This window comes from Sphingobacterium sp. 40-24, assembly GCF_001899705.1.
Lineage (GTDB): Bacteria > Bacteroidota > Bacteroidia > Sphingobacteriales > Sphingobacteriaceae > Sphingobacterium > Sphingobacterium multivorum.
This window is the reverse complement of sequence record NZ_MKWH01000044.1, coordinates 40,075-62,466: the sequence shown is the minus strand read 5'-3', so window position 1 is coordinate 62,466 and position 22,392 is coordinate 40,075. Positions and strand designations below refer to the sequence as shown.

Below are 22,392 nucleotides of genomic sequence, written 5' to 3'. Positions count from 1 at the left end.
CGAATTCAAATAATTGATCCGAAATGAACAATCAAACAGTTTTAGTAACCGGTGGTACCGGATTTTTAGGCGTTAATACTATTCTTGCACTACTTGAGCGGGGATTTACCGTAAGAACAACACTGCGCACGCTCGCCCGAAAAAACGAGATTCTAGATGCCCTTACAGCAGGAGGCATCAGCACGTTTGATCAGCTGTCTTTTTATGAGGCGGATCTGCTTTCCGACAGCGGTTGGGATGAAGCGGCGCAGGGATGTGACTATGTCCTGCATGTGGCATCGCCATTTGTCGCCGAGCAGCCCAAAAACGAAAACGAGCTGATTATCCCTGCAAGAGAAGGTACGTTGAGAGCCTTGAAAGCCGCGAAAAGGGCAGGCGTCAAACGTGTCGTGCTTACATCCTCTTTTGCTGCGATCGGTTATAGCATCGATCCCAAAAACCATGTTTTTACGGAGCTCGACTGGACCGATGAAAACGCACCGATACAGGCCTACATAAAGTCAAAAACAATTGCAGAAAAGGCCGCTTGGCAATTTATGGAGGATGTAGCCACAGCTATGGAGTTAACGGTCATCAATCCCGTCGGAATTTTTGGGCCCATCCTCGGCGGTATTTCCTCCGCCTCGTTGAATACTGTCGTTAAGGGCATTGTTGACGGACTCATCAAGGAAAATGCTCCATTTACATTTGGTGTGGTAGATGTACGCGATGTCGCTGATATCCATATCAAAGCGATGTTACACCCTGAAGCGGGCGGACAGCGATTTCTTGCAACTTCGGAAGGGGCAATGTCTTTTTATGATGTAGCCGAACTGATCAAAAAGGAACGCCCCAAACTGGCCGGAAAAATTGCTGTCCTGCAACCTACACCACCCCAAGAGTATACAAAGATGTCCAACAAAAAAGCGACAGAAATGCTCGGCTGGCACCCGCATGCGAAAGAACAGGCGATACTTGCAAGCGTGGACAGTTTAAAATTCAGTCAGGCACAGGATTAAACGCTAGGGATCAGTATATTTGGTAATCCATGAAAGTAAACAACATCCAATCCTGTCACCTGGGTCCAGAGATCTCTCCCGAAAATTATATACCGGAAAACTATTTTCTCTACTTATTGAAGGGAGATATGAAGGCTTATGACGGCAAAAAAAACTACAGCATGAAACCGGGCGACTATTGTATCGCCCGGAAAAATCATTTGGTACGTTATACGAAATATAAGGACAATGATGAATTTGAAAAAATTATCATTACCCTGGATGAGGCATTCCTGAAGCGCTTTCTTGAACGCCATGTTTATGAAATCCGGCCATCAGCCATCGGCGACGCCTTTATTTTTATACCGGAAAATAAGCTCATCAAGAATTATATAACATCCCTGGAACCGTATTATACCGGCGATCTGGAGATCAGTGCAGATTTTGTTGATGTCAAGAGAGAGGAATTACTGATTATTCTATTGAAATCTAACCCTGACCTCATTCATATATTGTTCAATTTCTCGTTACCTGATCGGATTAATTTAAAGGAATACATGAACAAAAATTTTAGGTTTAACATCAGCCTGGAAAAGTTTGCCTTTTTTACGGGGAGGAGCCTATCGACCTTCAAGCGGGATTTTCAGCGTGTATTCGGAATGGCTCCGGGCACCTGGCTCAAGAAAAAAAGATTGCAGGAGGCCTATTTTCAAATTGCCGAGCAATCCAGAAAGCCGAGTGATGTCTATCTCGAAGTAGGGTTTGAAGATCTTTCACATTTTTCTTTTGCGTTCAAGAAAGAATTCGGAAAGACGCCAAATGAGGTATTAAATCTCGTTTCAAATCGGATTTAATACCAAGTAGCAAAAGTCCAACTAAAATCCAGTTGGCTGTGAGCGGCTAAACCTTATCCTCTACAATCATTTTTCGATGTTCTCTACCCCAGTTAATCATTTCCGAAATAATATTCCCGAAAGTCCTGCAATATGCAGTGGGTTCATATTCAATTAAAACAGGAATATCGGGATAAACAGTCCGTTTAACCAACTTATTTAATTCCATATCTTTCAGCTCTTTCGAAAGCATTCTTGTGGTAATCCCCGGTATACTTCTTTCAATTTCGCGAAAACGTCGGTTGCCGTTGCAAAGCGAATTAATGACAGGGATTCTCCACTTACCTCCAATGAAATAAAGGGTGTCCTGCAACGCTCTAAGTTCTTCTGTCTGATCTCTTTCCATGGTTGCAAAGTTAAGTGATATAATGTATGATACTGATATACTCGGTTATACTGATAACAAAAGTATACCATTTCGCTGATAACTTTGGAAAAAAAATTAAAGAAATGAAAAAGTTGAATAACAAATTAGCCATTGTAACAGGTGGAAACAGCGGAATAGGCTATGCCACCGCAAAAGAGTTAATTGCCGAAGGAGCCAAAGTCATTATCACCGGAAGACGAAAAGAAGCCATTGAGAAGGCTGCTGCAGAGCTAGGAGCTATTTCTTTTGTGGCGGATCAGGGGAAATTGGAAGATATTGAAAATTTCAGAACCCATGTTGAAAAGGAATTCGGAAAAATTGACATCCTGTTCATTAATGCAGGTATCACTGGAAGTTTAGGTCCGATCGAACATATGAGTGCCGAAAATTTTGACAATGTAATGGGTATTAATTTCAGAGGAGCTTATTTTACTTTGAGCAAATTTATTCCCCTGTTGAACGATGGTGCTTCAGTGGTATTTCTTTCATCCAACGTCGCGACCACCTCTAAACCAAATAGTTCGATTTACCAGGCAAGCAAGGCAGCATTGAATTCCATTGCGAAGACCGCTGCTGCAGAATTAGCACCGAGAAAAATCAGGGTAAATTTAGTAAGTCCTGGGCCTACAAAAACGGAGATTATGACGAAAGCAGGGTTGGACGAAAAAACATTGGAAGGTCTTGATGAATGGTTAATCAGCGGAATTCCTTTACAAAAAATGGGAACTGCTGATGATGTTGCCAGAGCTGTTATTTATCTGTCAGATAACCATGTCGCAAGTTTCATGACCGGAACGGAAATCCTTATTGATGGTGGAATGGTTTTATAATTGGGGCATTATTTTTTGGAATGTAAGTGCTGGAACCTTGAAAAAATTCCAGCACTTTCTATGGATATACACCAACTACCGAACGTATCGATCTTTAAGATATCCAGCTCAGCAAAGGTCTGTGTTCCTCTTTTTTGAAGGCTTAACTTACTGCTGTATTCAGCGCCCAGTCCTCAAAATGAATCTTTCCTGAATTATATTGCCCCGCAGGTACGAGCAACGATTTAGGAACGATGAGATGCATATACTTGCTATCCTCATCAGAAACAACCTTTATATGCTTGCCGGATATCTCGACATATTTTGCCACAAAATCGTCCATATTGGCCCTTATAGGACCCGCAATCTCGACTGTTCCATTTTTGGGCTCCAAGAGCGCAAACTGCACAATGTAGTCTGTGACATCTTCCAGGGCAATGGGCTGGTAGTCGATCTTGGAGACAAATACCTCGTCACCCTGGCCCTGAACGGCAATGATGGCATCAGTATGCTCATAAAACTGTGTCGAACGAATGATGGTATAAGGTATCCCGGAGTTCTTGATGATGTCTTCCTGGTATTTCTTTGCGCGAAGATATCCGATCTCCAGCGCATCGTCCGTTCCGACAATGGAAAGTACGAGGTGATGCCTGATGTTGGCAGCCAGCTCCGCTTTTACCAGATTTTTTCCTGCGGTCTGAAAAAAGTGGATTGCATTTTCTTCTTCCGGAGAGGAGGAATTGGATAGATCGATTACGATCTCCGTATTTTCCAGCGCCTGGGAAAGACCTTCTCCCGTCATGAGATCCACGCCATGTGAAGGCGAGCCAATTTGCACCTGATGACCGAGGTTTGCCAGTTTTTTTGTGACCAGCCTTCCAGTAAGACCTGTACCACCGATTATTAAGATTTTCATATCTGAACTATTTAAAATTACAACTTATCTATAGTGCAAAATTGATCAAAAAGTGAATGCCGGAAAACTGACAAACAAAGGTAAAAGGTGGACAAAAAAAGAAGCCGTGTTTTAGTTGAATAGTATAAGATTGTCTAATCCAGGTCTGGATTGGAGCGTATTGTTTTTCTGTAATCGCCAGGTGATCGGCCAGTTTTTTTTGTAAAAAGCCTGATAAAGTACTTGGTGTCTTTATAGCCTAGCTGTACCGAAATTTCCTTAATACTCAATCGTGAATAATAGAGCAGGCGCTGTGCTTCGCTCAGTATTTCTTTCTGGATCAGTGCCGATGCGGATAAGCCCGTCACCATTTTAACGACATCGTTCAGGTGGGTCACGGAGATATTTAACTGCTGGGCATATGCTGCTGGGCGCTTAAGGCTGCGGTAATCACGCTTCACAAGATTTTTGAATTCGTTAGCGATACTCATAACCCGGGGGCTGTAACTTATGGAGGCAGCGGCGGATCCGCGATCGTGACAAATTACCGTCTGGGTTATAAATGCTGAAAGCAGTGGCTGCTGCACTTCCTTATTGGCAGTATTGTTTATACTGTCCAAATTTATTAGCGAGTCCAGAATGGACGTAAACCATTGTTGCTCGGGCGCTGAGAGTGACAATATAATGGTTTCATTTAAAGATGCATCAAGCATGTCTTTGGCTGACCTGGTCATGTGACGGCCTTCGAAGGAAATGTAATAACCGGATGCGCCTAAAACCGTGCTGATCTGATGAACCTGATGAGGAGGGCAGACAAAAAGCGTTGCCGCGGGCATGATTAGCTGTTCAAAATCAAATAGGACTTCCAGCTGTCCAGCTTCAACTAGCATGCACGTATAGTGGTCATGCCGATGCGGATTCAGTGCTTTTAGGATGCCCGGAGTTGAATCGTCCCATATTCCAACAGCCATACTGCTGCTGGAATTCATGCTGTTCACTAAAATAGAATCTCTTTTTGGCATGCGGCGTAATTTTACTTTCAAATTTAGTTTATATACTTTAAGAATTACTATCGATTACAAAATCAACCACGTACCGTATTCAGCAGATCGTGCGGATACCCGAGGCTAATGGAGCTTAAAGCATCCAGTTTGATCAGCTCATCAGTTGTCAAATTAATTTCAGCCGCTTTGATACTTTGCTCAAATTGATTTATAGTGCGTGCTCCCAGTAATGGAAATGCCTCTTTTGATAAATTCCATGCAAAAGCGATCTGACCGGGCGTTGCTTCCTGTTTTTCCGCGATTGACACCAGTTCATCAATGATCAGTTTGGTTTTCTCGTTTTCCGAATATTCAGCGTCAGAAGAATGACTGATGCGCCCGGCTTCTCCCTTTCTATATTTTGCGGTGAGCAGTCCGCCGGCTAGTGGCGAATACATCATTACACCAAGACCAAATTCCTTTGCCATCGGGATCAGTTCACGGTCTGCGGTACGTTGCAATAAATTATATTCAATCTGTAAAGCGGTGAGTTTTGTTGCTGATGCAATGGCCGATGCCTTCCATGCCGGGAAATTAGTGAGCCCTGCATACACTATTTTCCCTTCGCTGACCAGATCTTGAAGTCCCATGGCAATTTCTTCCCACGGAGTTACTCCATCATCATAATGAGGCATATAAATATCGATGTAGTCCGTCTTCAATCTTTTCAGACTTTGTTCAACAGCCTGTCGCATAGATTTACGGTTATTCCCAAAATTACTGATGGAAGGGTTGGGATCACTACTTCGAGTATATTTTGAACAGATAATAAAATTACTTCGCTGTCCCTCTAAAAAGTTGCCTACGATTTCTTCTGCCTCTCCAAATTGGTAAACATCGGATATATCGATAAAATTACCACCTGCATCTGCATAAGCTGTTAAGATCTTTTTCGATTCTTCGGGATCGGCTCCATAGCCTTTTCTGGTTCCAAAGTTGGCAGCTCCCAAAATTATTTCACTGGCATGCAGTCCTGTTTTTGATCCAAATAACTTGTATTTCATATTTTTATATTTACTTTGTTTCAAAGGTAAGGGCATAAAGTAATCGTGTCAATTACGGATAAATTTATCTATACCCACTTTATACCTTCGTAAATTATAGCAGCTATGTACGAAAAAAAGCTTCCGGTTAATTTAGATTGCGGTTTACATCTGTTCCTACAGGTGGTCCAGGGAAAATGGAAAATAAACCTGCTCTGGGCCATTCATTCAGGTATCAAGCGTCCGGGCGAGCTGCAACGTAAAATCCCCAATGCAACCCGCCGTGTACTTGATGCGCAGCTTGGACAATTGATTGAACATGGATTGATCAATAAAGTCGTCTTTGATCAGCTTCCGCTGAAAGTTGAATATGAACTGACTGGGCTGGGTGAAAGCCTTATACCAGTCATTGCGGTAACGGCGCAATGGGGTGAGGATCATAGAAATGAACTTGAGCAGCTGTTTAAAATCTAATCATTAACTTTTTAAGCATATGCTATTTCAATCTGCGTGAGGGGTTACAGTGCATGCTATATTCCTACTACCATGGCAATTCACCATCTTCTCCAAAGAACTTTCCCGTAGGTCCATTCTTATCAAGCATAGCGTACCTGGCAAGGTTAATACAATTTTCTGCGGCAGATTTCCCACCACTGTTACCGTTAAAATCCGTGGAAGTCCAGCCCGGGGTAACACAGTTAATTTTAAATCCAAGATCTTTATATTCATATGCTAAGGCAACCGTATAAGCATTTAAGGCTGTTTTAGAAGGGCCATAACTTATAGATTTAGCATTATATAGAAGCCATTCAGGTTCCTGGTGCTTTGTGAGTGAAGAGAGATCACTGGTGATATTTTCTATTACAGGGAGGGCAGATCTTTTTAAGTATGGTAGAAATGCTTCTGTTACTGCAATTGTCCCGAAAAAGTTTGTTTCAAAAACTTCCCGCACATCAGAGAGATTTAAAGGGCTTTCTTTGCTTTGTCTTCTGCCTAGAATGCCGGCATTGTTGATCAGGATATCAAGAACATTGCTATGTTTTCCGAATTCTTCGGCAGCTTTCTTTACAGATTCTTCATCTGATATATCGATCTCTAATAGAATACAGTTTTCTAAACCTGAACTTTTTAAATCATTAATGGCGCTTTTACCCATTTCAATATTTCGGCAGCCTAGGTAAACAAAATATCCTTTTTGAAGAAGATATTTGGCAAGTTCAAAGCCAAGGCCTTTATTGGCACCTGTAATAAGTACTTTTCTCATTGTAATTTGTTTCGTTGTATATAAAGTAAAATGTGATTATTGAATTCAGCGGGGAATCTTTTCAGAAGAGGCATTAAAGCCATAATATTTTTTAAATACAGTGGAAAAATGTGAAAGATTTCCAAAGCCAACCTGTAAATATATTGAAGAAGGAGCTTGCTTTTCTTCAAAAATAAGCCTTTTCGCTTCTTCAAGGCGCATTTTCATGATCCATTTGTGCGGTGGTAGATGATACATCCGCTTAAAATCTCTCTTGAAGGTGGCCAAGCTGCGGCCCGAAAGGTAAGCAAATCGTTCCAAAGTAATATTATGAATATAGTTCTTACTCATAAACTCTCCCAATTCTATTTTTACTGGTTCGGTAAAATCAAAAAGGCTATTTTTGATACCAGGCCATAATATTTCGAGCAACAAAAAAATCTCTTTCGTTTTGGTGGTACTTAATTGACCTGGAATGTTCTGTCCTGAAGTGATGTAGGGTTTTAACGATTCGAAAAAACCTGACATAAGATCATTTTTAGCAACAAGAAATCGATCACTATATTCTTTACAGGTACCGGAATTTGTAACTGCTATATTTGGGTCTTCCAGTAATAGTATATTCAAAAAATCGCGTGTAAGTAAAATTTTCACCATCTCAAACTTTTCTCCATTTTCGCTGTCCATCAATGAAGCTTTTACCAGCTGGTTTTTTCGTAGTAAGATGGTTTGCCCCGCATCTGCCCGGTATGTCTTACCATTTTCATAAAATAATATGTACCCTTTTTGGATATGCCATATCTTATGTTCTACCATAAAGGATTCGATGGGTGAATTATTTTGTTCAGTGCAGTAGAAAAATACTTGAGGCTGTTTGATATCTGCCATTTCGTTAAAATTATAAAGCAAAATTAATCGGATTTTTAAATTCTTGGTTTTCTATAAGGCTCAAATTAACTTTTCTATTTAGCTCATTGGTAAACGTTGCCCAACCTGATAGAAACAGGTATTAAAAGCGAAATGCTAAATAATGCCCATCATGCCTGCTATATGACATGCTTCAAGTGCACTTTTTACCCGAAGTTTTTCCATAATATTCTGCCTATGACGATCGACGGTGTTTATTCTTAACTGCTTTATTGCCTTTCCTGTCAGGCCTGTTTGACTGTTTAGAAGATGTATTGATTATAAAGATGCTTCTCGCTTATCCTACGACCAATCCCACTACTAGTTATCTTGCTTCAAAGATCACAACCTTAAAGGGCTATGCTCTTAGCTTCACCGTCATTTCTCTATTGGTGAATCTTATTATTTTCCTGTTAAAGAAAATGAAAAAGTGACATACATGAATGAAGTGCAGTAAATCAAAATTTGACGCCCGATTCATAAATTATCTGCTAAAACAAGACGAGCATAACTGAGGCCCAACTATAAACAATAACACCAAACAGTCGAACCATTTAGTGTTATTCTTTGGAAATGCAGGGTATTTTACTTCGCAAACAGTGCTTTTCGCAAAACAGTCGCTGCATCCAACACAGATTCCTGTACAGCGTGGATATGCGCTAGCGGATTCAGCATCCCGTAATCGTGAATAACGCCTTTATACTCTGTAAGAGTAGTTGGAACACCGGCATCATCCAATTTTCTTCCATAGGCGACACCCTCGTCATGCAGAATATCATTCTCGGCCACCTGAACAAGTGCAGGAGGCAAACCTTTCAGCTCTTCCAGAGAAGCTTTCAGTGGTGAGGCATATTTGTTGTCGCGTTCTTTTAAATCAGGCAGGTAATTGTCCCACATCCATTTCATCAACGGCGTTGTTAAAAACCGTTCCTGTGCAAATTTTTTGTACGATGCTCTGCTGAAGTCGGAGTCTGTTACGGGCCACAAAAGTACCTGCTGTTTTAGCTTGGGACCATTTTTGTCTTTGGCCATCAATGCCACCACTGCGGCCATATTTCCACCGACACTGTTTCCGGCAACAGCAAGCCTGCTCGCGTCGACCCCGATTTCTTTTCCATGCTCGGCAACCCATTTTGTTGCGGCATAAGCCTGATTGATGGCTACGGGAAATCTGGCTTCCGGAGATGGGGTGTAATCCGGGAACACGGCTACTGCACCACTGTTGACAACAAGGTCACGAACCAGTCTTTTGTGGGTAGGGTAGTCTCCCAATACCCATCCACCGCCGTGAAAGAACATAAATACGGGCAGGCCAGCTTGGGCACCTTTGGGTTTTACGATATGTATTTTTAAGGTCTGCCCGTCCTGGGTTATGGTTCTGTCTGATTCCTGGATATCGGAATAATCGAAGCTTACTGATTTTTGAGCGCCTACCAACACCAGTCTAGCGTCTTTTGGTGAGAGTGTTTCCAGCGGTTTTCGGTCGCCGCTGTTCAAAGCTTTTAAGAATGCTCTTGTTTCCCGGCCAATGTTGGGGTCTTGAGATGCGGGGTTTGATTGTGCCATGCTATTGGAATTTATGATGGCGAGTGCCGCCAATGTTAAAACTGTTGAATAGATTGTCTTCATAGTAATTATTTTTTTAGGTTAATGCTTAAGATGATTTTGAAGCTGAATGCTGCGCTTACTGGACAGGTTCTTTCGGCCTCTCGGGCAATTTTTTCAAATTCTTCCGCTGAGATGCCGTCTACTTCTGCATCAAGTAGCAGTTCCGACTGTGTGATTTTACCATTATCCAAGGTAATAATGGACTTTGTTTCGAGTCTTTCAGGGGTATAACCTGCCTGTGTGAGATCAAGGCTCAGCTTCATTGTAAAACATCCTGCATGGGCAGCAGCAAGCAGTTCTTCGGGATTTGTACCGACACCTTCAGCGAAGCGGCTGTTGAATGAATACTGGGTCTGGTTCAGAACGGAACTTTGTGTGGTCAGATGTCCGTTTCCTTCTTTGATGGTGCCGTTCCAAACGGCGGTAGCATTACGTTTCATACGCTTTATTTTTGATTGTTAATTTCTTATAGGACAAAGGTATGTCATATAGGCAATCTAAATAAAGAGCAAAAAGTCGATATAAATTGTACTTTTTTCCTTTTCTAGTCTAATTTTTAATTCCTTTCCGAAAAGCCGCAGGAGTTTTTCCTGATTTCTGCGTAAAGATGCGATTAAAGTAAGCCGGATCTTCATAGCCCAATTGATAAGCGATTTCCTTTATAGTAAGCTCGCTGTAAAGGAGCAGGCGTTTAGCTTCAAGGACGATCCTGTTTTTGATCATCTCGTTCGGATTTTCAAGGTTGAGTTTATGGAATTTGTTGGAAAGCGTTTTCGGGGCAAGGTTCAGTAGGTCCGCATAATCGGCCACACTGTGTTTTTCCTTGTAATGAATATTGACCAGTCGGCTGAAGTTTCTGAAAAAATCCTGATCCGTGCTGACAAGGTCGAGCGTTTCATTTTGGAGGTTTTGCTTTTTCCACTGCCGCGTTGCACGGATGATAATCTGCTTGAGGTATGTTCGGATCATTTCTTCAGACGAACGGTCCTGCGCATGAAGCTCATCGCCGATCTGAGCGAATAATTGCGATATGCTATGTAGCTCATCACCCTGCAGGTCCACTGTCGGATTCTCAAAAATATTATTGAACAAGAGTCCGTCGCAGGCAACCTCATCATCATGAATCTGAATACAGTAGAAATCCCTGTTGTAATGGATTAAAAAGGCTTTGTCTTCATTAGCCGACTGAATGTCAAGATATTGATTGGTATTGATGAAAAGCAAGGAGGGATTTTGGGTTTCATAAGCAGTGAAGTCCACCGTTAGTGCGTAACCCGCTGGAATGAGCAATACTTTGATGTAATGGCGGAAAGTTTCGCCGTTTACCAGGTCCAGCGAGGAGGAATCGAAAGAAATCAGGCCTAATTTTTTATGGTTCGATTCGAAAATGGAAGTAGCACTGTTCATAAGGACGTTTGTTTATGTTCAAATGTATCTCTTTTGCTGATAAAACTAAAATAAGCGATACAATTTCCAGGCTATAAAAAAATAGGGCTGTTCCGGTTATTCACAATCGTCTCTGGACGTATTGATCTGTAAAATGGCATTCTTGGTTATGGTAGAATAGCTAGTTGTCGCTTTTTTTTAGGATTAGTGTGTGCTTGTTTATTGCTAAGCGCTGCCTATTCCTCTTTTTATAAACTATGGTAAATACGATAGCAAAGGCAATGGTAGATCCCCTCAATATGTTCGCGTAAACACCTCCTAACGATGTATTGTCAAAGTCGAACAAAATCCAGGTCAAGTTCATCAGCGTATGCGTCCATATCGGAACCCATAAGTTATAATTCCATTCCGCAAAAAGCCAGGCAAAAAAGACTGCTCCCAGAAATGTGAGCATAAAAATGCCCATCATCCTGTTGATATCTTGGCTCTGATATAAATGCCCGGAAGCAAATAGGACTGCACCAAAAAATATCGCTGGAATAAAACCCAGTTTTGTCTTTCGGAATAACTGGCCAAAAAGAAAACCCCTGAAATATAATTCTTCCATAAAACCGGCGATAACTGTTTGTGCAATCAAGGTCTGCATACTGATCTCCTTATTCAGACCGAATATAAAAAGACCTCCAGCCAGCATGGGCGACACAAAAAGAAGACTTAATGTTATTCCGGTCGCAAAATTGCCAGAAAGGCCCAGACTTTTAAATACTCGTTCGCGCTTGCTGAGGACGTAAGTTCCTAGAAAAATAGGTACTCCGATGATGAAATAAGTAAGTATATAGCTCAATAACCCTTGCCGGGTAAGTGTATCGAGTTCTCTTTTGATGGGGCCGAAAAATAAAAACAGCATATAATAAAGAGAGAAGCTTATTAAAACAACAAGTATTACGCTTAACGTTGGGCCGGTTTTCATAACATGGAGATTAGTTTTTTACACGATAGCAAATAAACATCTTGTGATAGCTTATTTTTAAATTTGGTCAGTAACAATCAATGTCTCAAATATAAAACATTGATTGTTATATAGCAATTATTCATCATTGTGCATTAAGCCGCTTTCGGGACTATGTGCTTTGCAAATACTACAATGACTAGATGACCGAATGTTTATTTTAATACAAACGATCTCAATTTCAAGCTGTTCTAGCTAATAAGACAGAATTTCGTTTCTGCTGATTGTTAAGGATGGCTGAATGGGGGATTCAGCCTCCTTTAACACCAATGTTTTGCTGATAAAATAGCTCACAGAATTCCCAAGTTTTATAGGATAACCCAAGATGTAAAAATGATAATGCTAATATTATTATAATACGTATATTTACCTTGTTGACAAACACTTTTAAACCCAATCAATTGTATGATTAACTTGCACGGTACGGATTCTACCTTTACAGTATCCCAAAAGCATCTCGCGCAAGCGCTCGCACAGGCACGTATGGGCTTCTGGGAAGTTAGCCTACTGGAAAAAAATTACATGTCCTGTACGGATCAATGCAAAAGAAATTTTGGTTAGGATATAGCAAGGGAATTTAGCTATAGTGATTTGTTGGGCTGTATTGTGGATGAAGACCGGGAGGCAATGCAGGCGAGTGTCGCGAGGTCTATTGAACTACAGATACCCTATATTGCGCAGTATCGTGTAAGGCATGGTGATGATAGCATCCATTGGATTGAGGCACGTGGATGGGTTACTTATGACGAGAATGGCTGCCCGCAGGTCATTCCGGGAACGACGCTTGATATTACAGAGAAGAAGGAGCTGGAAATTTTACGCGATGAGATGTTGAGCATCGCCATGCATGAAATTAAGACACCGCTATCATCCGTAAAAGGAACCCTGCAGCTTCTGAACAGGCAGTTGACAGCGCAAGAAAATGCTTTGTCAAATAAACTCGTAGAAAATGCGCTCAAAGCCACTGACCGTATTAATCGTCTTCTCAATGAGATGGTAGCCCCCGTGATGGTAATGGCCAAAGGAATCGAACTCGATAAATCCACGATAGATTTGACCCAGCTTATCCTTGAAATAAGCCAAAATGCTGCTCTCATATTTCCCGAAAGTGAGCTGCACTTACATTTGCCCGATGATACCGTATTTCTGGGCGCGGACGGTTATCGAATCGGACAGGTAATTACCAACCTGATCAATAATGCCATTAAGTATAGTGATAAAAGATCACCCATACACATCACGATGACAGCAGATCAGCATGAAATATCCGTACTGATAAGCGACCTTGGGATGGGAATAAAGCCTGAGGATAGAAAAAAAGTATTTGAGAAGTTTTATCGCTCCAATGGACACAATCATATCGAAGGTTTCGGTATCGGGCTTTTTCTATGCGCCGATATCATATTGCGCCATGGTGGTCAGATCCATGTGCTCGATAAAGAGGGGCCGGGCACCGATATCGCTTTTACCCTTCCATTAAATAATACCGCTAATCATTTAAATTATTAGGGCAAGTAAAGCGACTAGTAGGGCGGGAATCATAATGATCAGTCCCAATTTGAGGAACCTCCATGCGCTGATATCGTAGCCATGGCGCCTAAGTTCTTTGAGCCATAAGATTGTTGCCAGTGATCCCGTAACGGACAGGTTAGGACCCAGATCTACACCGATTAGTATCGTGCTCCTAACAATATCGGGCAGCTGGATCTGAGATAGCGCAGTTCCCGCAATCAGACCGGCGGGCAGGTTATTGATCACATTGCTGCCGTCGCATCGTTTGACATAAAGATCGTAACGACGGTCCCGACCAGGTAAATAAGCAGAAAAAGTTTCGTCGTCGAACCCGCGGAAAGTTTGATGGCATGGGAGGCGAGCCAGTCAAACAGACCCTCGCGTCGCGCCGACTCCGCCAAACTCATCATTCCTATCAAGAAGAGGTAAACATCAAGCCCCTTGCCGATACCCGTCCAGGCGGCTTGGAATGAGATCAGTCCGAAGAGTAATAATAGGATGGCACCAGTGGTAGCCCAAATGGCTTCCTGGATCTTAAACGGCCGGATGATAACCCCCGCAGTAGCAAATGCCGCGATGAGGAAAATGTAAAAATTGGAACTCATTCTTTATGTGGTCATAAAATAATCAAAACTATATCAGTTTGAATGGTGTTATTCACCTGATCTTAATTTAAAATTGATTATTTCAAAAAGCGGGCTGCTGCGTGTAGCCCGCTTTTAATTTTTCATGGAAATATACGTAATAATAAGAAACGAAAATTGTACTAAAGAAAAACTGTTACACTTTTAAAATGGAAAAAATAGCGAATATTCAAGCAACAGGACAAGTTGTAAAAGCTGATCGAGCTAAATTGTATTAGCAGTGTGTAATACTTTTGATTGTTTGACCATATTTTTTAATAAATTGCCTTTTTTGTGCTAACAGGCCATAGTTAGAGGAAAGGATAGGTGTTTTAGGGCGATGGACTAGCAAAGTCATATTAATAAAGCAGTAAATTGAGCCAACATATTTATGAATAGGAGAATAATTATTTGCGAGGACGATACACTTATATTAGATGTGTTAGGGCTTGCATTAGCGAACGAAAACCAGGAGGTCATATCCGTTGCCCATAGCCCGGAACTCATGGCTACGATAGACGAAAGACAACCTGACCTGTTGATTGTGGATCTACAGATGCCATGGCTGGCCGGAGACGACATTGTGCGGCAACTCAAGGCATCCGAAAAATACAGCTCAATAAAAGTGATTATGATGTCGGCGAGCCTTCAAGGCAAAGCGATAGCTGATGCTTGTGGGGCCGACGCCTTCTTGGCCAAACCATTTGAACTGGATGAACTTGAATATTTAGTGGATAAATTCCGCACGATCTGATTTTTGGTGTAGAATTTTTAACTAAATACCATAATTCGTCATTGGTACAGCTGGGTTCAAAGTCAGTCAGGGAAGGCGGGGTCTGAATTTTATTCTTACCTTTAGCACTATTAAGATATTAAGGATGATTCAATTTTTCGCTGCATCGGGTAATGAGGCACTCTTCGATTTGCTTCAGCAATCCACTGATCCCACCGCAATTTATACAGGTGAGGATTTAAATATCAAGTTTGCAAATGATGCAATGCTTAAGATATGGAATAAAGATGAATCCATCCAAGATAGATCTTTGGCGGATGTATTTCCTGAGCTAAGAGGACGGGCCACCTTTGATATGCTCCGTGACAGCTGGTATTCGGGAAATATAGTTGAGGTTTGCAATGTATCTTCAACGACGACAGTGAATGGTAAAACGACCACTTTGTATTATGATTACAAATATAAACCAGTTGCCGATAAAGCTGGCAAGATCTATTGCATATTGCAGACGGCCAGTGATGTCACGAAAAGACAAGAAATCTATGAGCTGCTCAGCAATCGAGGAGATGATGAAAGTACTTCTAAATTTACGCTTCAAAAGGAAGAACCGCATAGTCAGAATGACCACCTCGATAATTTGAATGACACAATTTCCCTGCTTCATGAGAAACTGACAACTAGCGAAATGAGTTTTCGCGACCTTTTTACGCAGTCACCCAGTGCCATGATGCTGGTAAAAGGGGATGACTACGAGGTGACCATGGTGAATATGGCTATGCTGGAGTTGTTGGGCAAAGATGTGGCTATAATAGGGAAGCCCCTATTCCAGGAATTTCCCGAAGTTAGCGAGCAAAAAGTTGCCCAGATGTTGGTCGAGACCTACACAAATGGTGTAGGGCAATCTGATAATGCTGCACTTGTAAAGATTGAAAAGGATGGCCTGCTGACAGACTGTTTTTTCAATTTCAGTTATACGCCATTTATTGAAAATGGTAAAATATCCGGCGTGATCTGTATGGCAGTTGATGTCACCGTGCAGGCGGAAGCTATAAGGCGCTTGGAGCAAACTGTCGAAGAGAATATATCACTCGGAACCAGTCTCCGGGAAAGCGAACAGCGACTGAGGTCAATATTGGAAACCATGGCTGAAGGTGTTGGCGTCACAGATGCTTCAGGGCAAATGGTCTATGCCAATCCCATGGCTCAGCGAATTCTGGGATTAAAAGAAAGCGAGATCAAGAAGCGCACGTATGATGATCCCCAATGGCAAAATTTGCGTATAGATGGAACTCCGCTGCCATCCGAAGAGCATCCCATGTCCATTATGTTGAAAACGCTGCAGTCTATCACCGATCATGAGATAGCAGTACAGCCTCCAAATGGAGATATAATATATCTTTCGATCAACGCAGCACCCATGTTTGATGAAATGGGGGTACTGACAGGGGGAATAGGAACCTTTATGGACGTAACCGATAGAAGGCGCATCACACAGGGCAAAGATGATTTTATCAGCATCGCAAGCCACGAACTCAAAACACCGGTAACATCGCTCAAAGCATCATTACATCTACTTCAAAAGAGAGGCATGGAGCTATCCGAAGAAGTTAAAGTTAAACTAATTGATCAATCTGTTAAAAGTCTCGATAAACTTAACGTTTTGATCAATGAGCTGTTAGACACCAGAAGGCTTGAGCAGGGGCATTTGAAGTTAGATAAAAAACTTTTTGCGCTATCGGAATTGTTCGAAGATTGCCGTGCTAATTTTACCCTGCAGACGACAAGAAAAATCACTTTTGGAGGTGACCTGAAAGAAAAGGTTGTTGCCGACAGCCATCAGATTGCACAAGTTATGGTCAACCTGATCAACAATGCGATTAAATATGCGCCAGAATCCGACATTGCTGTCAAAGTAAATAAGCTTGATGAAAAAGAGCTGATGATCAGCATCAAGGATAATGGCCCCGGTATACCAAGGGAAAAATTGTCACGGCTGTTTGAAAGGTATTATCGGACAGACTATCAGGGACAAAAATTTTCTGGCCTTGGCTTGGGACTTTACATCTGTGCAGATATCATTAAGAATCACGGTGGTACTATCGGCGTGGAAAGCGAGGTAGGGCAGGGAGCAACCTTTTGGTTCACATTGCCCTTGTAGCTTTCTGCGATATTTGTAAGAAGCAATGTAATTGCAACATGATGTTTACAAAAGCTTTCGCTACGTCAATGTTACATTGGGCTTCTGCGTCATTGTTTATATTTGTAGTGTACGCAAATCAAAATGCTGTACATTAGATATCATACAACCTATGTTAAGACGAGTCATATTTCAATTTCTCTTACTGGTAAGCGCTATGCTGCTGATCGTGAAGCCTTTGATCGGTTTTTCATTATATCATCAGGCAAAGACGCAGGGCGAGAATGAGTTTATCACCGTTATCAAGGCCTTTAGTAAACGAAAACAGGAATACCTGGATTGGGTTGATGTTAAAGATAGTGTCTGTCTGACGCTCTCGCCGGTTCGTCACTTTGTCGCTAAAGTAAGGGAGTTTTTTATTACCCACTTTTTCAACACCTTCTTTCCGAATTCCAGCATGTTTTCGATTGGTAACTTGCTATCCAAAGTAATATTGCCGCTGGAACGGCTATACCTGCGTAATCTTCAGCTGACTTTATGATAAAAAAGCCATTTTAATCGTATTGAGTGGGTCCCAATTGGACCGCAAACATTCATTTATCTTAAAATAAGCTTTTTATATGTTTCAAAAACTTGTCCTTATGGGGCATGTGCTGCTCTGCTGTAGCTTCTTTAGCTATGGACAGGAGAGTCATGTGCCTATCAAACTCAACCAGCTGCTGTCTTCGGTAACGCAGCATGCGCCATCCTTACGTACCGACTACGTGCGTACACAGGTGCAGCAGGCCCGCGCCGCAGAAGTCAAAAACAACTGTCTGCCGAGCCTACAGCTGTCGTATCAGGCAGACGTCGGCTCCAATAATAATGTGCCAGGGCCTTACTTCGGATTTGGCCTCGTGCCGACCAATAATGGTGGTATCCGTGCCGCTAATAATTATCAGGCTGTGAGCAGCAATCTTGGCATTGCCGCCTTCCAGTGGGAGGTCTATAATTTTGGTCAATTTAAAGCCCAGGACCAGCTCGCGCAGGCGGAGGTGGCCGTGGAGAACCGTCGTTTTGAACAGTCGAAATATGACTTACAGTCCTTCACGATCTATAGTTATCTGCAGTTATTGAAATTGCATGACCTGATCGAAATCCAATCGCGCAGTATAGCCCGAAATCAGGAAATACGTCAATCGATATTTGCGCTGGTCAAAAGTGGTATCCGGGCGGGCGTGGATACCAGCATGGCCGATGCTGAAATATCCCGTAGCCAGCTTGGCCTCATTGAACTGGACAATCAGCAACAGCAATTACAAATTCAACTGGCTACTTTGGCGGGTATGCGGCCAGCGCAGATTGTAGCGGATACCACTGCCGAAAAGATCCTGTTCGAGCAGGTAAAAAACGCGCCTATTGAACTCGATGGCGGCCGTCAGCATCCTATGGTAGCCTATTATAATGCTTTGTTCGACAAGGCGAAGATGGAAGAAAAGCTGGTTGTCAACAGCTACCGTCCCAAGCTGTTTCTCTCGGGGGCTGTATGGGGCAGGGCATCCAGTGTACATAGCGATAATAGTTATGGTTCGCTAACCGACGGCTTTGGTCTACAGCGTGGTAATTACCTCGTTGGTCTGGGAATCAACTACAACCTGTTTGATTTGCGCCGCAAAAAGGTAAAACTCCATACGCAGCGTCTTATGGTGGATGAGGCTGGTCAAAAGCTACAGGAACAACAGGCCAACATCGCCATGAATATTGCACAGTCTACCACTGAAGTGGCAACTGCTGAAAGACGTCTGAAGGAAATTCCGCGTCAGACCAAAGCTGCCAATGCCGCCTACCGCCAGAAATTTTCCCTGTATAAAAATGGGCTGATTGATATTGTGGAGGTCAACGTTGCCCAGAACATGCTCAATCAGGCAGAGCGCGATTACATCACCGCCAAGTATAATTATTATCTGGCATTGTTCCACCAGGTGGTGGCGCAGAACAATGTCGATGGCTTTCTTCAACTTTTTAACTAATTACTTATGTCACTAGTCACAGCTGCTTTACGAAGGCCGATTACCACAGTGATCATCACCCTCAGCCTGCTGCTCTTTTCGGTCCTCGCTGTACTGAAAATACCGATTGATATCTTTCCGCAGCTCAATTCACCGACCATTTACGTCATTGAATCTTACGGCGGGATGTCCCCACAGCAGATGGAAGGTTTTTTCTCCTCCCGGATGCAGGATCAGTTTCTCTATGTCAACGGAATCAAAAATATATCCGCCAAAAATATTCAAGGGCTTACGCTCCTAAAACTTAGTTTCTACGAAAATACCGATATGGCCGAAGCCTCAGCGCAGGTAGCGCTGCAGGTAAACCGGGCCATGAAGTTTTTTCCGCCAGGGGCATTGCCACCACAGGTGGTCCGTTTTGATGCTTCCTCTTTACCCGTGGGTCAGCTGGTGCTTTCTTCCAAGACAAGAAGCCTCAAGGAGATCTACGATATGGCGAGCACGCTGGTACGCCCCATGTTTTCTGCAGTACCGGGCCTCTCGGCACCGCCGCCCTTTGGAGCCAACTCCAGGACGATCACGGTCAATGTAGACCCCAATAAATTACGGAGCTACAACCTGACTGCCGATGAGGTGGTAATGGCATTGTCGAAATTTAACGTGATGTCCCCATCGGGTAACCTGCACCTCAACAATACGATGTATGTGACCACGATCAATTCACTGATCAAGAATGTTGCAGATTTTGCTGATATCCCTATTCTGACAAAAAATGGGATCCCGATTTATATAAAAGATGTCGCACGCGTATCGGACGCCTCGGATGTGACGGTAAGTTATGCACTTATCAACGGTCGGCGCTCCGTTTATATTCCTGCCGTTAAGACATCGGATGCGTCCACCTGGGCAGTGGTCAGCAACCTAAAGGCTAAGCTTCCGGAAATTCAGAATCTGCTGCCAGAGGATGTGAAGGTGTCTTATGAATTTGACCAGTCCGTAGCGGTTATGAACTCGGTGCAGAGTCTTTTGCACGAAGGTGGGCTCGGTGCTCTGCTTACCGGCCTGATGGTACTCTTGTTTCTGCGCGACTGGCGAAGCAGCTTGATTGTGATCGTCACCATACCAGTATCCATTCTGATTGGCGTCCTGCTGCTGACATTGTTTGGCCAGACCATCAATATTATGACCTTGAGCGGTTTGGCCCTAGCCATTGGTATCCTTGTCGATCAGGCCACGGTGACCATCGAAAGCATACACCAGCATCAGGAACAGGGTACGCACAAGCGTAAGGCGATCTATAAGGCCTGTCAGGAGATTTCCGTGCCGCTGCTCTTGATTCTGTTCTGTATTTTGGCGGTTTTTGCACCTTCTTTTATGATGACGGGGATTCCCCGGGCGATGTTTCTGCCACTTTCTTTATCGATTGGATTGACGATGATCGCTTCGTATTTTATGGCCCAGACCTTGGTACCTATTTTATCCAACTGGCTGCTCAAAGAGCATCATATCGGTCATTTCAAGTCCGACTCGCCGGGCTTTTTCGATAAGATCAAAAAACGTTATCGCTTCGGATTATACCGCTCCATGCGCCATAAGGGCAAAATTATCATCGGTTATCTGTTGCTCACGCTGGCGCTTGCGGCAGCGGCATTTGTTTACATCGGCAAGGATATGATGCCCAAGGTTAACAATGGGCAGTTTCAGCTCAGGATTAAAGAGCCCGATGGAACCAGGCTGGAGCGAACCGAAGAGTCTGTCAAACAGGTGCTGCAGGTAATCGATAGTACGGTCAACCATCAGGTTGCCATCAGTTCGGCCTATGTTGGCCTGGTGCCCAGCAGCTATGGCGTCAGCAATCTTTATGTATTCAACACCGGAACGCACGAAGCCGTGATCCAGGTGAACCTGAATGCGGACTACCATGTGAATATGGACGAACTCAAAGATGTTTTACGACGTAATATCCATTATAAACTGCCCAAATTGCGCCTGAATTTTGAGCCTATTGATATGACCGAAAAGATTATGAGCCAAGGCGCTGCAACGCCGATCGAGGTGCGGATAGCGGGAAAGAAAATGGACGAACTGAAGGTCTATGCCGATCAGGTTGTCAGCTCATTGCGGCACATCGATTATCTACGGGATGTGCAGATTGCGCAACCGCTCCGGTTGCCGACCATTTCGATTGCCATCGACCGGCTCAAAGCCTCACAGCTTGGTCTGCAGATGGATGATATTGCTCGTTCGGTAACAGCCAGCACTTCCTCTAGCCGGTTTACGCAGAAGATCCAATGGCTTGATGAAAACAATACCTATACCTATCAGGTTCAGGTACAGGTGCCTGAATATGTGATGAATACGATGGACGAGCTGCGCGAAATCCCGCTCGTGAAAGGGCAGCTCACACCGACCTTGGGCGATATAGCCAGTTTCAATACACAATATCTACCAGGTGAGTATGACCGTCAGGGGCCAAGGCGATATTTGACCGTGATGGCAAATATCCATAAGAAAGACCTGGGGACAGCAACAGCGGATGTGCAACACGCTATTCGTGAACTCCCAGCTCCGCCGCGTGGTGTTGTGGTGGAAATGAAAGGTATGTCGACACTATTGCTCGATACCATGGGTAGTTTGCAGTTGGGGCTAGCCTGTGCAGTTGTTGTTATATTTCTACTACTGGCAGCGAATTATCAAAGTGTGAAGCTTTCGCTGACCGCATTGGTGACTATTCCTGCAGTGATCCTAGGATCCTTGGCGATGCTATTGCTCACAGGGTCAACACTCAATCTGCAATCATACATGGGGATGATTATGTCTACTGGTGTCTCCGTAGCCAACGCCATTTTGATCGTGTCCAATGCGGAAGCATTGCGGCTGGAATTCCGAAATGCCAGGACGGCAGCGCTGGCCAGCGCAACAACGCGGCTACGGCCGATCCTGATGACCAGTATGGCAATGATTGCCGGCATGATTCCTATGGCCATGGGAATGGGGGAGACGGGTGAGCAGGCAGCTCCATTGGGCCGGGCCGTGATCGGTGGCCTGTTTGCGTCCACATTTGCTGCTCTTTTTATTCTGCCGCTCCTGTTTGTGTGGATGAAGGAAAAATCCACGTTCAATTCCGAATCACTTTTGCCGCAGGACGATCCTGATCATCAAAAGCCAATGGTGGAAAAAACACAAATAGTGTAAATTAAAAAAAATGTAGTGGTCTTTCCTAATCGAAACCCAGCAGTATAAACTGGTAGGATAAAGACAGAAATTACTATGCAACAGA

24 protein-coding genes are annotated in these 22,392 nt (G+C 43.3%); 11 read left to right on the top strand and 13 right to left on the bottom strand.

Going from position 1 to position 22,392, the window contains the following annotated elements:
* Positions 1 to 23: 23 nt before the first annotated feature.
* Complete coding sequence (locus BGP15_RS17710; RefSeq protein ID WP_286770316.1) at positions 24 to 998, top strand: SDR family oxidoreductase; 975 nt, start codon at positions 24 to 26, stop codon at positions 996 to 998.
* 29 nt (positions 999 to 1,027) lie between these two features.
* Positions 1,028 to 1,831, top strand: coding sequence for a helix-turn-helix domain-containing protein (locus tag BGP15_RS17705; RefSeq protein ID WP_286770315.1), 804 nt, complete (start codon positions 1,028 to 1,030; stop codon positions 1,829 to 1,831).
* Positions 1,832 to 1,877: 46 nt separating this feature from the next.
* Here BGP15_RS17705 and BGP15_RS17700 read toward each other — a convergent pair whose 3' ends face one another.
* The gene (locus tag BGP15_RS17700; RefSeq protein ID WP_286770314.1) at positions 1,878 to 2,216 is read right to left on the bottom strand and encodes a winged helix-turn-helix transcriptional regulator; all 339 of its coding nucleotides are present in this window, start codon (positions 2,214 to 2,216) and stop codon (positions 1,878 to 1,880) included.
* A gap of 104 nt (positions 2,217 to 2,320) precedes the next feature.
* On the opposite strand from BGP15_RS17700, the gene BGP15_RS17695 reads away from it, so the two are divergent.
* A complete protein-coding gene (locus BGP15_RS17695; RefSeq protein ID WP_286770313.1) occupies positions 2,321 to 3,067 on the top strand; it encodes an SDR family oxidoreductase in 747 nt (248 codons plus the stop codon).
* A gap of 142 nt (positions 3,068 to 3,209) precedes the next feature.
* On the opposite strand, the gene BGP15_RS17690 is transcribed toward BGP15_RS17695, so the two are convergent.
* The 3 genes from BGP15_RS17690 to BGP15_RS17680 all read right to left on the bottom strand — a co-directional run bounded on the left by BGP15_RS17690 (position 3,210) and on the right by BGP15_RS17680 (position 5,988).
* The gene (locus BGP15_RS17690; RefSeq protein ID WP_286770312.1) at positions 3,210 to 3,962 is read right to left on the bottom strand and encodes an SDR family oxidoreductase; all 753 of its coding nucleotides are present in this window, start codon (positions 3,960 to 3,962) and stop codon (positions 3,210 to 3,212) included.
* Between the two features lie 134 nt (positions 3,963 to 4,096).
* On the bottom strand, positions 4,097 to 4,963 hold the full coding sequence (locus tag BGP15_RS17685; RefSeq protein ID WP_286770311.1) for a helix-turn-helix domain-containing protein: 867 nt from the start codon (positions 4,961 to 4,963) through the stop codon (positions 4,097 to 4,099).
* 62 nt (positions 4,964 to 5,025) lie between these two features.
* Positions 5,026 to 5,988 (bottom strand): aldo/keto reductase, encoded by a 963-nt coding sequence (locus BGP15_RS17680; RefSeq protein ID WP_286770310.1) that lies wholly within the window; start codon positions 5,986 to 5,988, stop codon positions 5,026 to 5,028.
* A 105-nt stretch (positions 5,989 to 6,093) separates the two neighbouring features.
* Between BGP15_RS17680 and BGP15_RS17675 the strand changes: the two genes are divergently transcribed.
* Positions 6,094 to 6,441: a winged helix-turn-helix transcriptional regulator gene (locus BGP15_RS17675; RefSeq protein WP_286770309.1), complete on the top strand. Its 348-nt coding sequence runs from the start codon at positions 6,094 to 6,096 to the stop codon at positions 6,439 to 6,441.
* 67 nt (positions 6,442 to 6,508) lie between these two features.
* On the opposite strand, the gene BGP15_RS17670 is transcribed toward BGP15_RS17675, so the two are convergent.
* From BGP15_RS17670 to BGP15_RS17640, 7 genes are all read right to left on the bottom strand, one after another.
* Complete coding sequence (locus BGP15_RS17670) at positions 6,509 to 7,231, bottom strand: SDR family NAD(P)-dependent oxidoreductase (RefSeq protein WP_286770308.1); 723 nt, start codon at positions 7,229 to 7,231, stop codon at positions 6,509 to 6,511.
* Between the two features lie 45 nt (positions 7,232 to 7,276).
* Positions 7,277 to 8,098 (bottom strand): helix-turn-helix domain-containing protein, encoded by an 822-nt coding sequence (locus tag BGP15_RS17665; RefSeq protein ID WP_286770307.1) that lies wholly within the window; start codon positions 8,096 to 8,098, stop codon positions 7,277 to 7,279.
* Positions 8,099 to 8,233: 135 nt separating this feature from the next.
* The gene (locus BGP15_RS17660) at positions 8,234 to 8,335 is read right to left on the bottom strand and encodes a LuxR C-terminal-related transcriptional regulator (RefSeq protein WP_286770356.1); all 102 of its coding nucleotides are present in this window, start codon (positions 8,333 to 8,335) and stop codon (positions 8,234 to 8,236) included.
* A gap of 366 nt (positions 8,336 to 8,701) precedes the next feature.
* Positions 8,702 to 9,745: an alpha/beta hydrolase gene (locus BGP15_RS17655; RefSeq protein WP_286770306.1), complete on the bottom strand. Its 1,044-nt coding sequence runs from the start codon at positions 9,743 to 9,745 to the stop codon at positions 8,702 to 8,704.
* A gap of 5 nt (positions 9,746 to 9,750) precedes the next feature.
* The gene (locus BGP15_RS17650) at positions 9,751 to 10,164 is read right to left on the bottom strand and encodes an OsmC family protein (RefSeq protein ID WP_286770305.1); all 414 of its coding nucleotides are present in this window, start codon (positions 10,162 to 10,164) and stop codon (positions 9,751 to 9,753) included.
* Positions 10,165 to 10,273: 109 nt separating this feature from the next.
* Positions 10,274 to 11,131: a helix-turn-helix domain-containing protein gene (locus BGP15_RS17645; RefSeq protein WP_286770304.1), complete on the bottom strand. Its 858-nt coding sequence runs from the start codon at positions 11,129 to 11,131 to the stop codon at positions 10,274 to 10,276.
* 160 nt (positions 11,132 to 11,291) lie between these two features.
* On the bottom strand, positions 11,292 to 12,080 hold the full coding sequence (locus tag BGP15_RS17640; protein ID WP_286770303.1) for a CPBP family intramembrane glutamic endopeptidase: 789 nt from the start codon (positions 12,078 to 12,080) through the stop codon (positions 11,292 to 11,294).
* A 444-nt stretch (positions 12,081 to 12,524) separates the two neighbouring features.
* Here BGP15_RS17640 and BGP15_RS17635 point away from each other — a divergent pair, with 444 nt between their 5' ends.
* Positions 12,525 to 12,680: a hypothetical protein gene (locus BGP15_RS17635; RefSeq protein ID WP_286770302.1), complete on the top strand. Its 156-nt coding sequence runs from the start codon at positions 12,525 to 12,527 to the stop codon at positions 12,678 to 12,680.
* 30 nt (positions 12,681 to 12,710) lie between these two features.
* Entirely contained in the window at positions 12,711 to 13,628 is a 918-nt protein-coding gene (locus BGP15_RS17630) for a PAS domain-containing sensor histidine kinase (RefSeq protein ID WP_286770301.1), read from the top strand.
* On the opposite strand, the gene BGP15_RS17625 is transcribed toward BGP15_RS17630, so the two are convergent.
* Complete coding sequence (locus BGP15_RS17625) at positions 13,617 to 13,877, bottom strand: ArsB/NhaD family transporter (RefSeq protein ID WP_286770300.1); 261 nt, start codon at positions 13,875 to 13,877, stop codon at positions 13,617 to 13,619. The two genes, BGP15_RS17630 and BGP15_RS17625, sit on opposite strands and share 12 nt — an antisense overlap.
* A complete protein-coding gene (locus tag BGP15_RS17620) occupies positions 13,874 to 14,236 on the bottom strand; it encodes an SLC13 family permease (RefSeq protein ID WP_286770299.1) in 363 nt (120 codons plus the stop codon). Before BGP15_RS17620 ends, BGP15_RS17625 begins: the two co-directional genes overlap by 4 nt.
* A gap of 409 nt (positions 14,237 to 14,645) precedes the next feature.
* On the opposite strand from BGP15_RS17620, the gene BGP15_RS17615 reads away from it, so the two are divergent.
* From BGP15_RS17615 to BGP15_RS17595, 5 genes are all read left to right on the top strand, one after another.
* On the top strand, positions 14,646 to 15,008 hold the full coding sequence (locus BGP15_RS17615; RefSeq protein ID WP_286770298.1) for a response regulator: 363 nt from the start codon (positions 14,646 to 14,648) through the stop codon (positions 15,006 to 15,008).
* A gap of 124 nt (positions 15,009 to 15,132) precedes the next feature.
* Positions 15,133 to 17,145 (top strand): ATP-binding protein, encoded by a 2,013-nt coding sequence (locus tag BGP15_RS17610; protein WP_286770297.1) that lies wholly within the window; start codon positions 15,133 to 15,135, stop codon positions 17,143 to 17,145.
* A gap of 151 nt (positions 17,146 to 17,296) precedes the next feature.
* Complete coding sequence (locus tag BGP15_RS17605) at positions 17,297 to 17,665, top strand: hypothetical protein (protein WP_286770296.1); 369 nt, start codon at positions 17,297 to 17,299, stop codon at positions 17,663 to 17,665.
* 79 nt (positions 17,666 to 17,744) lie between these two features.
* Positions 17,745 to 19,133, top strand: coding sequence for a TolC family protein (locus tag BGP15_RS17600; protein WP_353681992.1), 1,389 nt, complete (start codon positions 17,745 to 17,747; stop codon positions 19,131 to 19,133).
* A 6-nt stretch (positions 19,134 to 19,139) separates the two neighbouring features.
* Positions 19,140 to 22,307, top strand: coding sequence for an efflux RND transporter permease subunit (locus tag BGP15_RS17595; protein ID WP_286770295.1), 3,168 nt, complete (start codon positions 19,140 to 19,142; stop codon positions 22,305 to 22,307).
* Positions 22,308 to 22,392 lie beyond the last annotated feature (85 nt).

Bases quoted from the DNA above. Each gene is read 5' to 3' on its own strand.
- BGP15_RS17600 (WP_353681992.1), top strand. From the start codon at position 17,745: ATGTTTCAAAAACTTGTCCTTATGGGGCATGTGCTGCTCTGCTGTAGC.
- BGP15_RS17675 (WP_286770309.1), top strand. From the start codon at position 6,094: ATGTACGAAAAAAAGCTTCCGGTTAATTTAGATTGCGGTTTACATCTG.
- BGP15_RS17665 (WP_286770307.1), bottom strand. From the start codon at position 8,098: ATGGCAGATATCAAACAGCCTCAAGTATTTTTCTACTGCACTGAACAA.
- BGP15_RS17635 (WP_286770302.1), top strand. From the start codon at position 12,525: ATGATTAACTTGCACGGTACGGATTCTACCTTTACAGTATCCCAAAAG.
- BGP15_RS17640 (WP_286770303.1), bottom strand. From the start codon at position 12,080: ATGAAAACCGGCCCAACGTTAAGCGTAATACTTGTTGTTTTAATAAGC.
- BGP15_RS17690 (WP_286770312.1), bottom strand. From the start codon at position 3,962: ATGAAAATCTTAATAATCGGTGGTACAGGTCTTACTGGAAGGCTGGTC.
- BGP15_RS17695 (WP_286770313.1), top strand. From the start codon at position 2,321: ATGAAAAAGTTGAATAACAAATTAGCCATTGTAACAGGTGGAAACAGC.
- BGP15_RS17650 (WP_286770305.1), bottom strand. From the start codon at position 10,164: ATGAAACGTAATGCTACCGCCGTTTGGAACGGCACCATCAAAGAAGGA.
- BGP15_RS17595 (WP_286770295.1), top strand. From the start codon at position 19,140: ATGTCACTAGTCACAGCTGCTTTACGAAGGCCGATTACCACAGTGATC.
- BGP15_RS17710 (WP_286770316.1), top strand. From the start codon at position 24: ATGAACAATCAAACAGTTTTAGTAACCGGTGGTACCGGATTTTTAGGC.
- BGP15_RS17615 (WP_286770298.1), top strand. From the start codon at position 14,646: ATGAATAGGAGAATAATTATTTGCGAGGACGATACACTTATATTAGAT.
- BGP15_RS17700 (WP_286770314.1), bottom strand. From the start codon at position 2,216: ATGGAAAGAGATCAGACAGAAGAACTTAGAGCGTTGCAGGACACCCTT.
- BGP15_RS17605 (WP_286770296.1), top strand. From the start codon at position 17,297: ATGTTAAGACGAGTCATATTTCAATTTCTCTTACTGGTAAGCGCTATG.
- BGP15_RS17705 (WP_286770315.1), top strand. From the start codon at position 1,028: ATGAAAGTAAACAACATCCAATCCTGTCACCTGGGTCCAGAGATCTCT.
- BGP15_RS17680 (WP_286770310.1), bottom strand. From the start codon at position 5,988: ATGAAATACAAGTTATTTGGATCAAAAACAGGACTGCATGCCAGTGAA.
- BGP15_RS17620 (WP_286770299.1), bottom strand. From the start codon at position 14,236: ATGAGTTCCAATTTTTACATTTTCCTCATCGCGGCATTTGCTACTGCG.
- BGP15_RS17670 (WP_286770308.1), bottom strand. From the start codon at position 7,231: ATGAGAAAAGTACTTATTACAGGTGCCAATAAAGGCCTTGGCTTTGAA.
- BGP15_RS17645 (WP_286770304.1), bottom strand. From the start codon at position 11,131: ATGAACAGTGCTACTTCCATTTTCGAATCGAACCATAAAAAATTAGGC.
- BGP15_RS17655 (WP_286770306.1), bottom strand. From the start codon at position 9,745: ATGAAGACAATCTATTCAACAGTTTTAACATTGGCGGCACTCGCCATC.
- BGP15_RS17610 (WP_286770297.1), top strand. From the start codon at position 15,133: ATGATTCAATTTTTCGCTGCATCGGGTAATGAGGCACTCTTCGATTTG.
- BGP15_RS17685 (WP_286770311.1), bottom strand. From the start codon at position 4,963: ATGCCAAAAAGAGATTCTATTTTAGTGAACAGCATGAATTCCAGCAGC.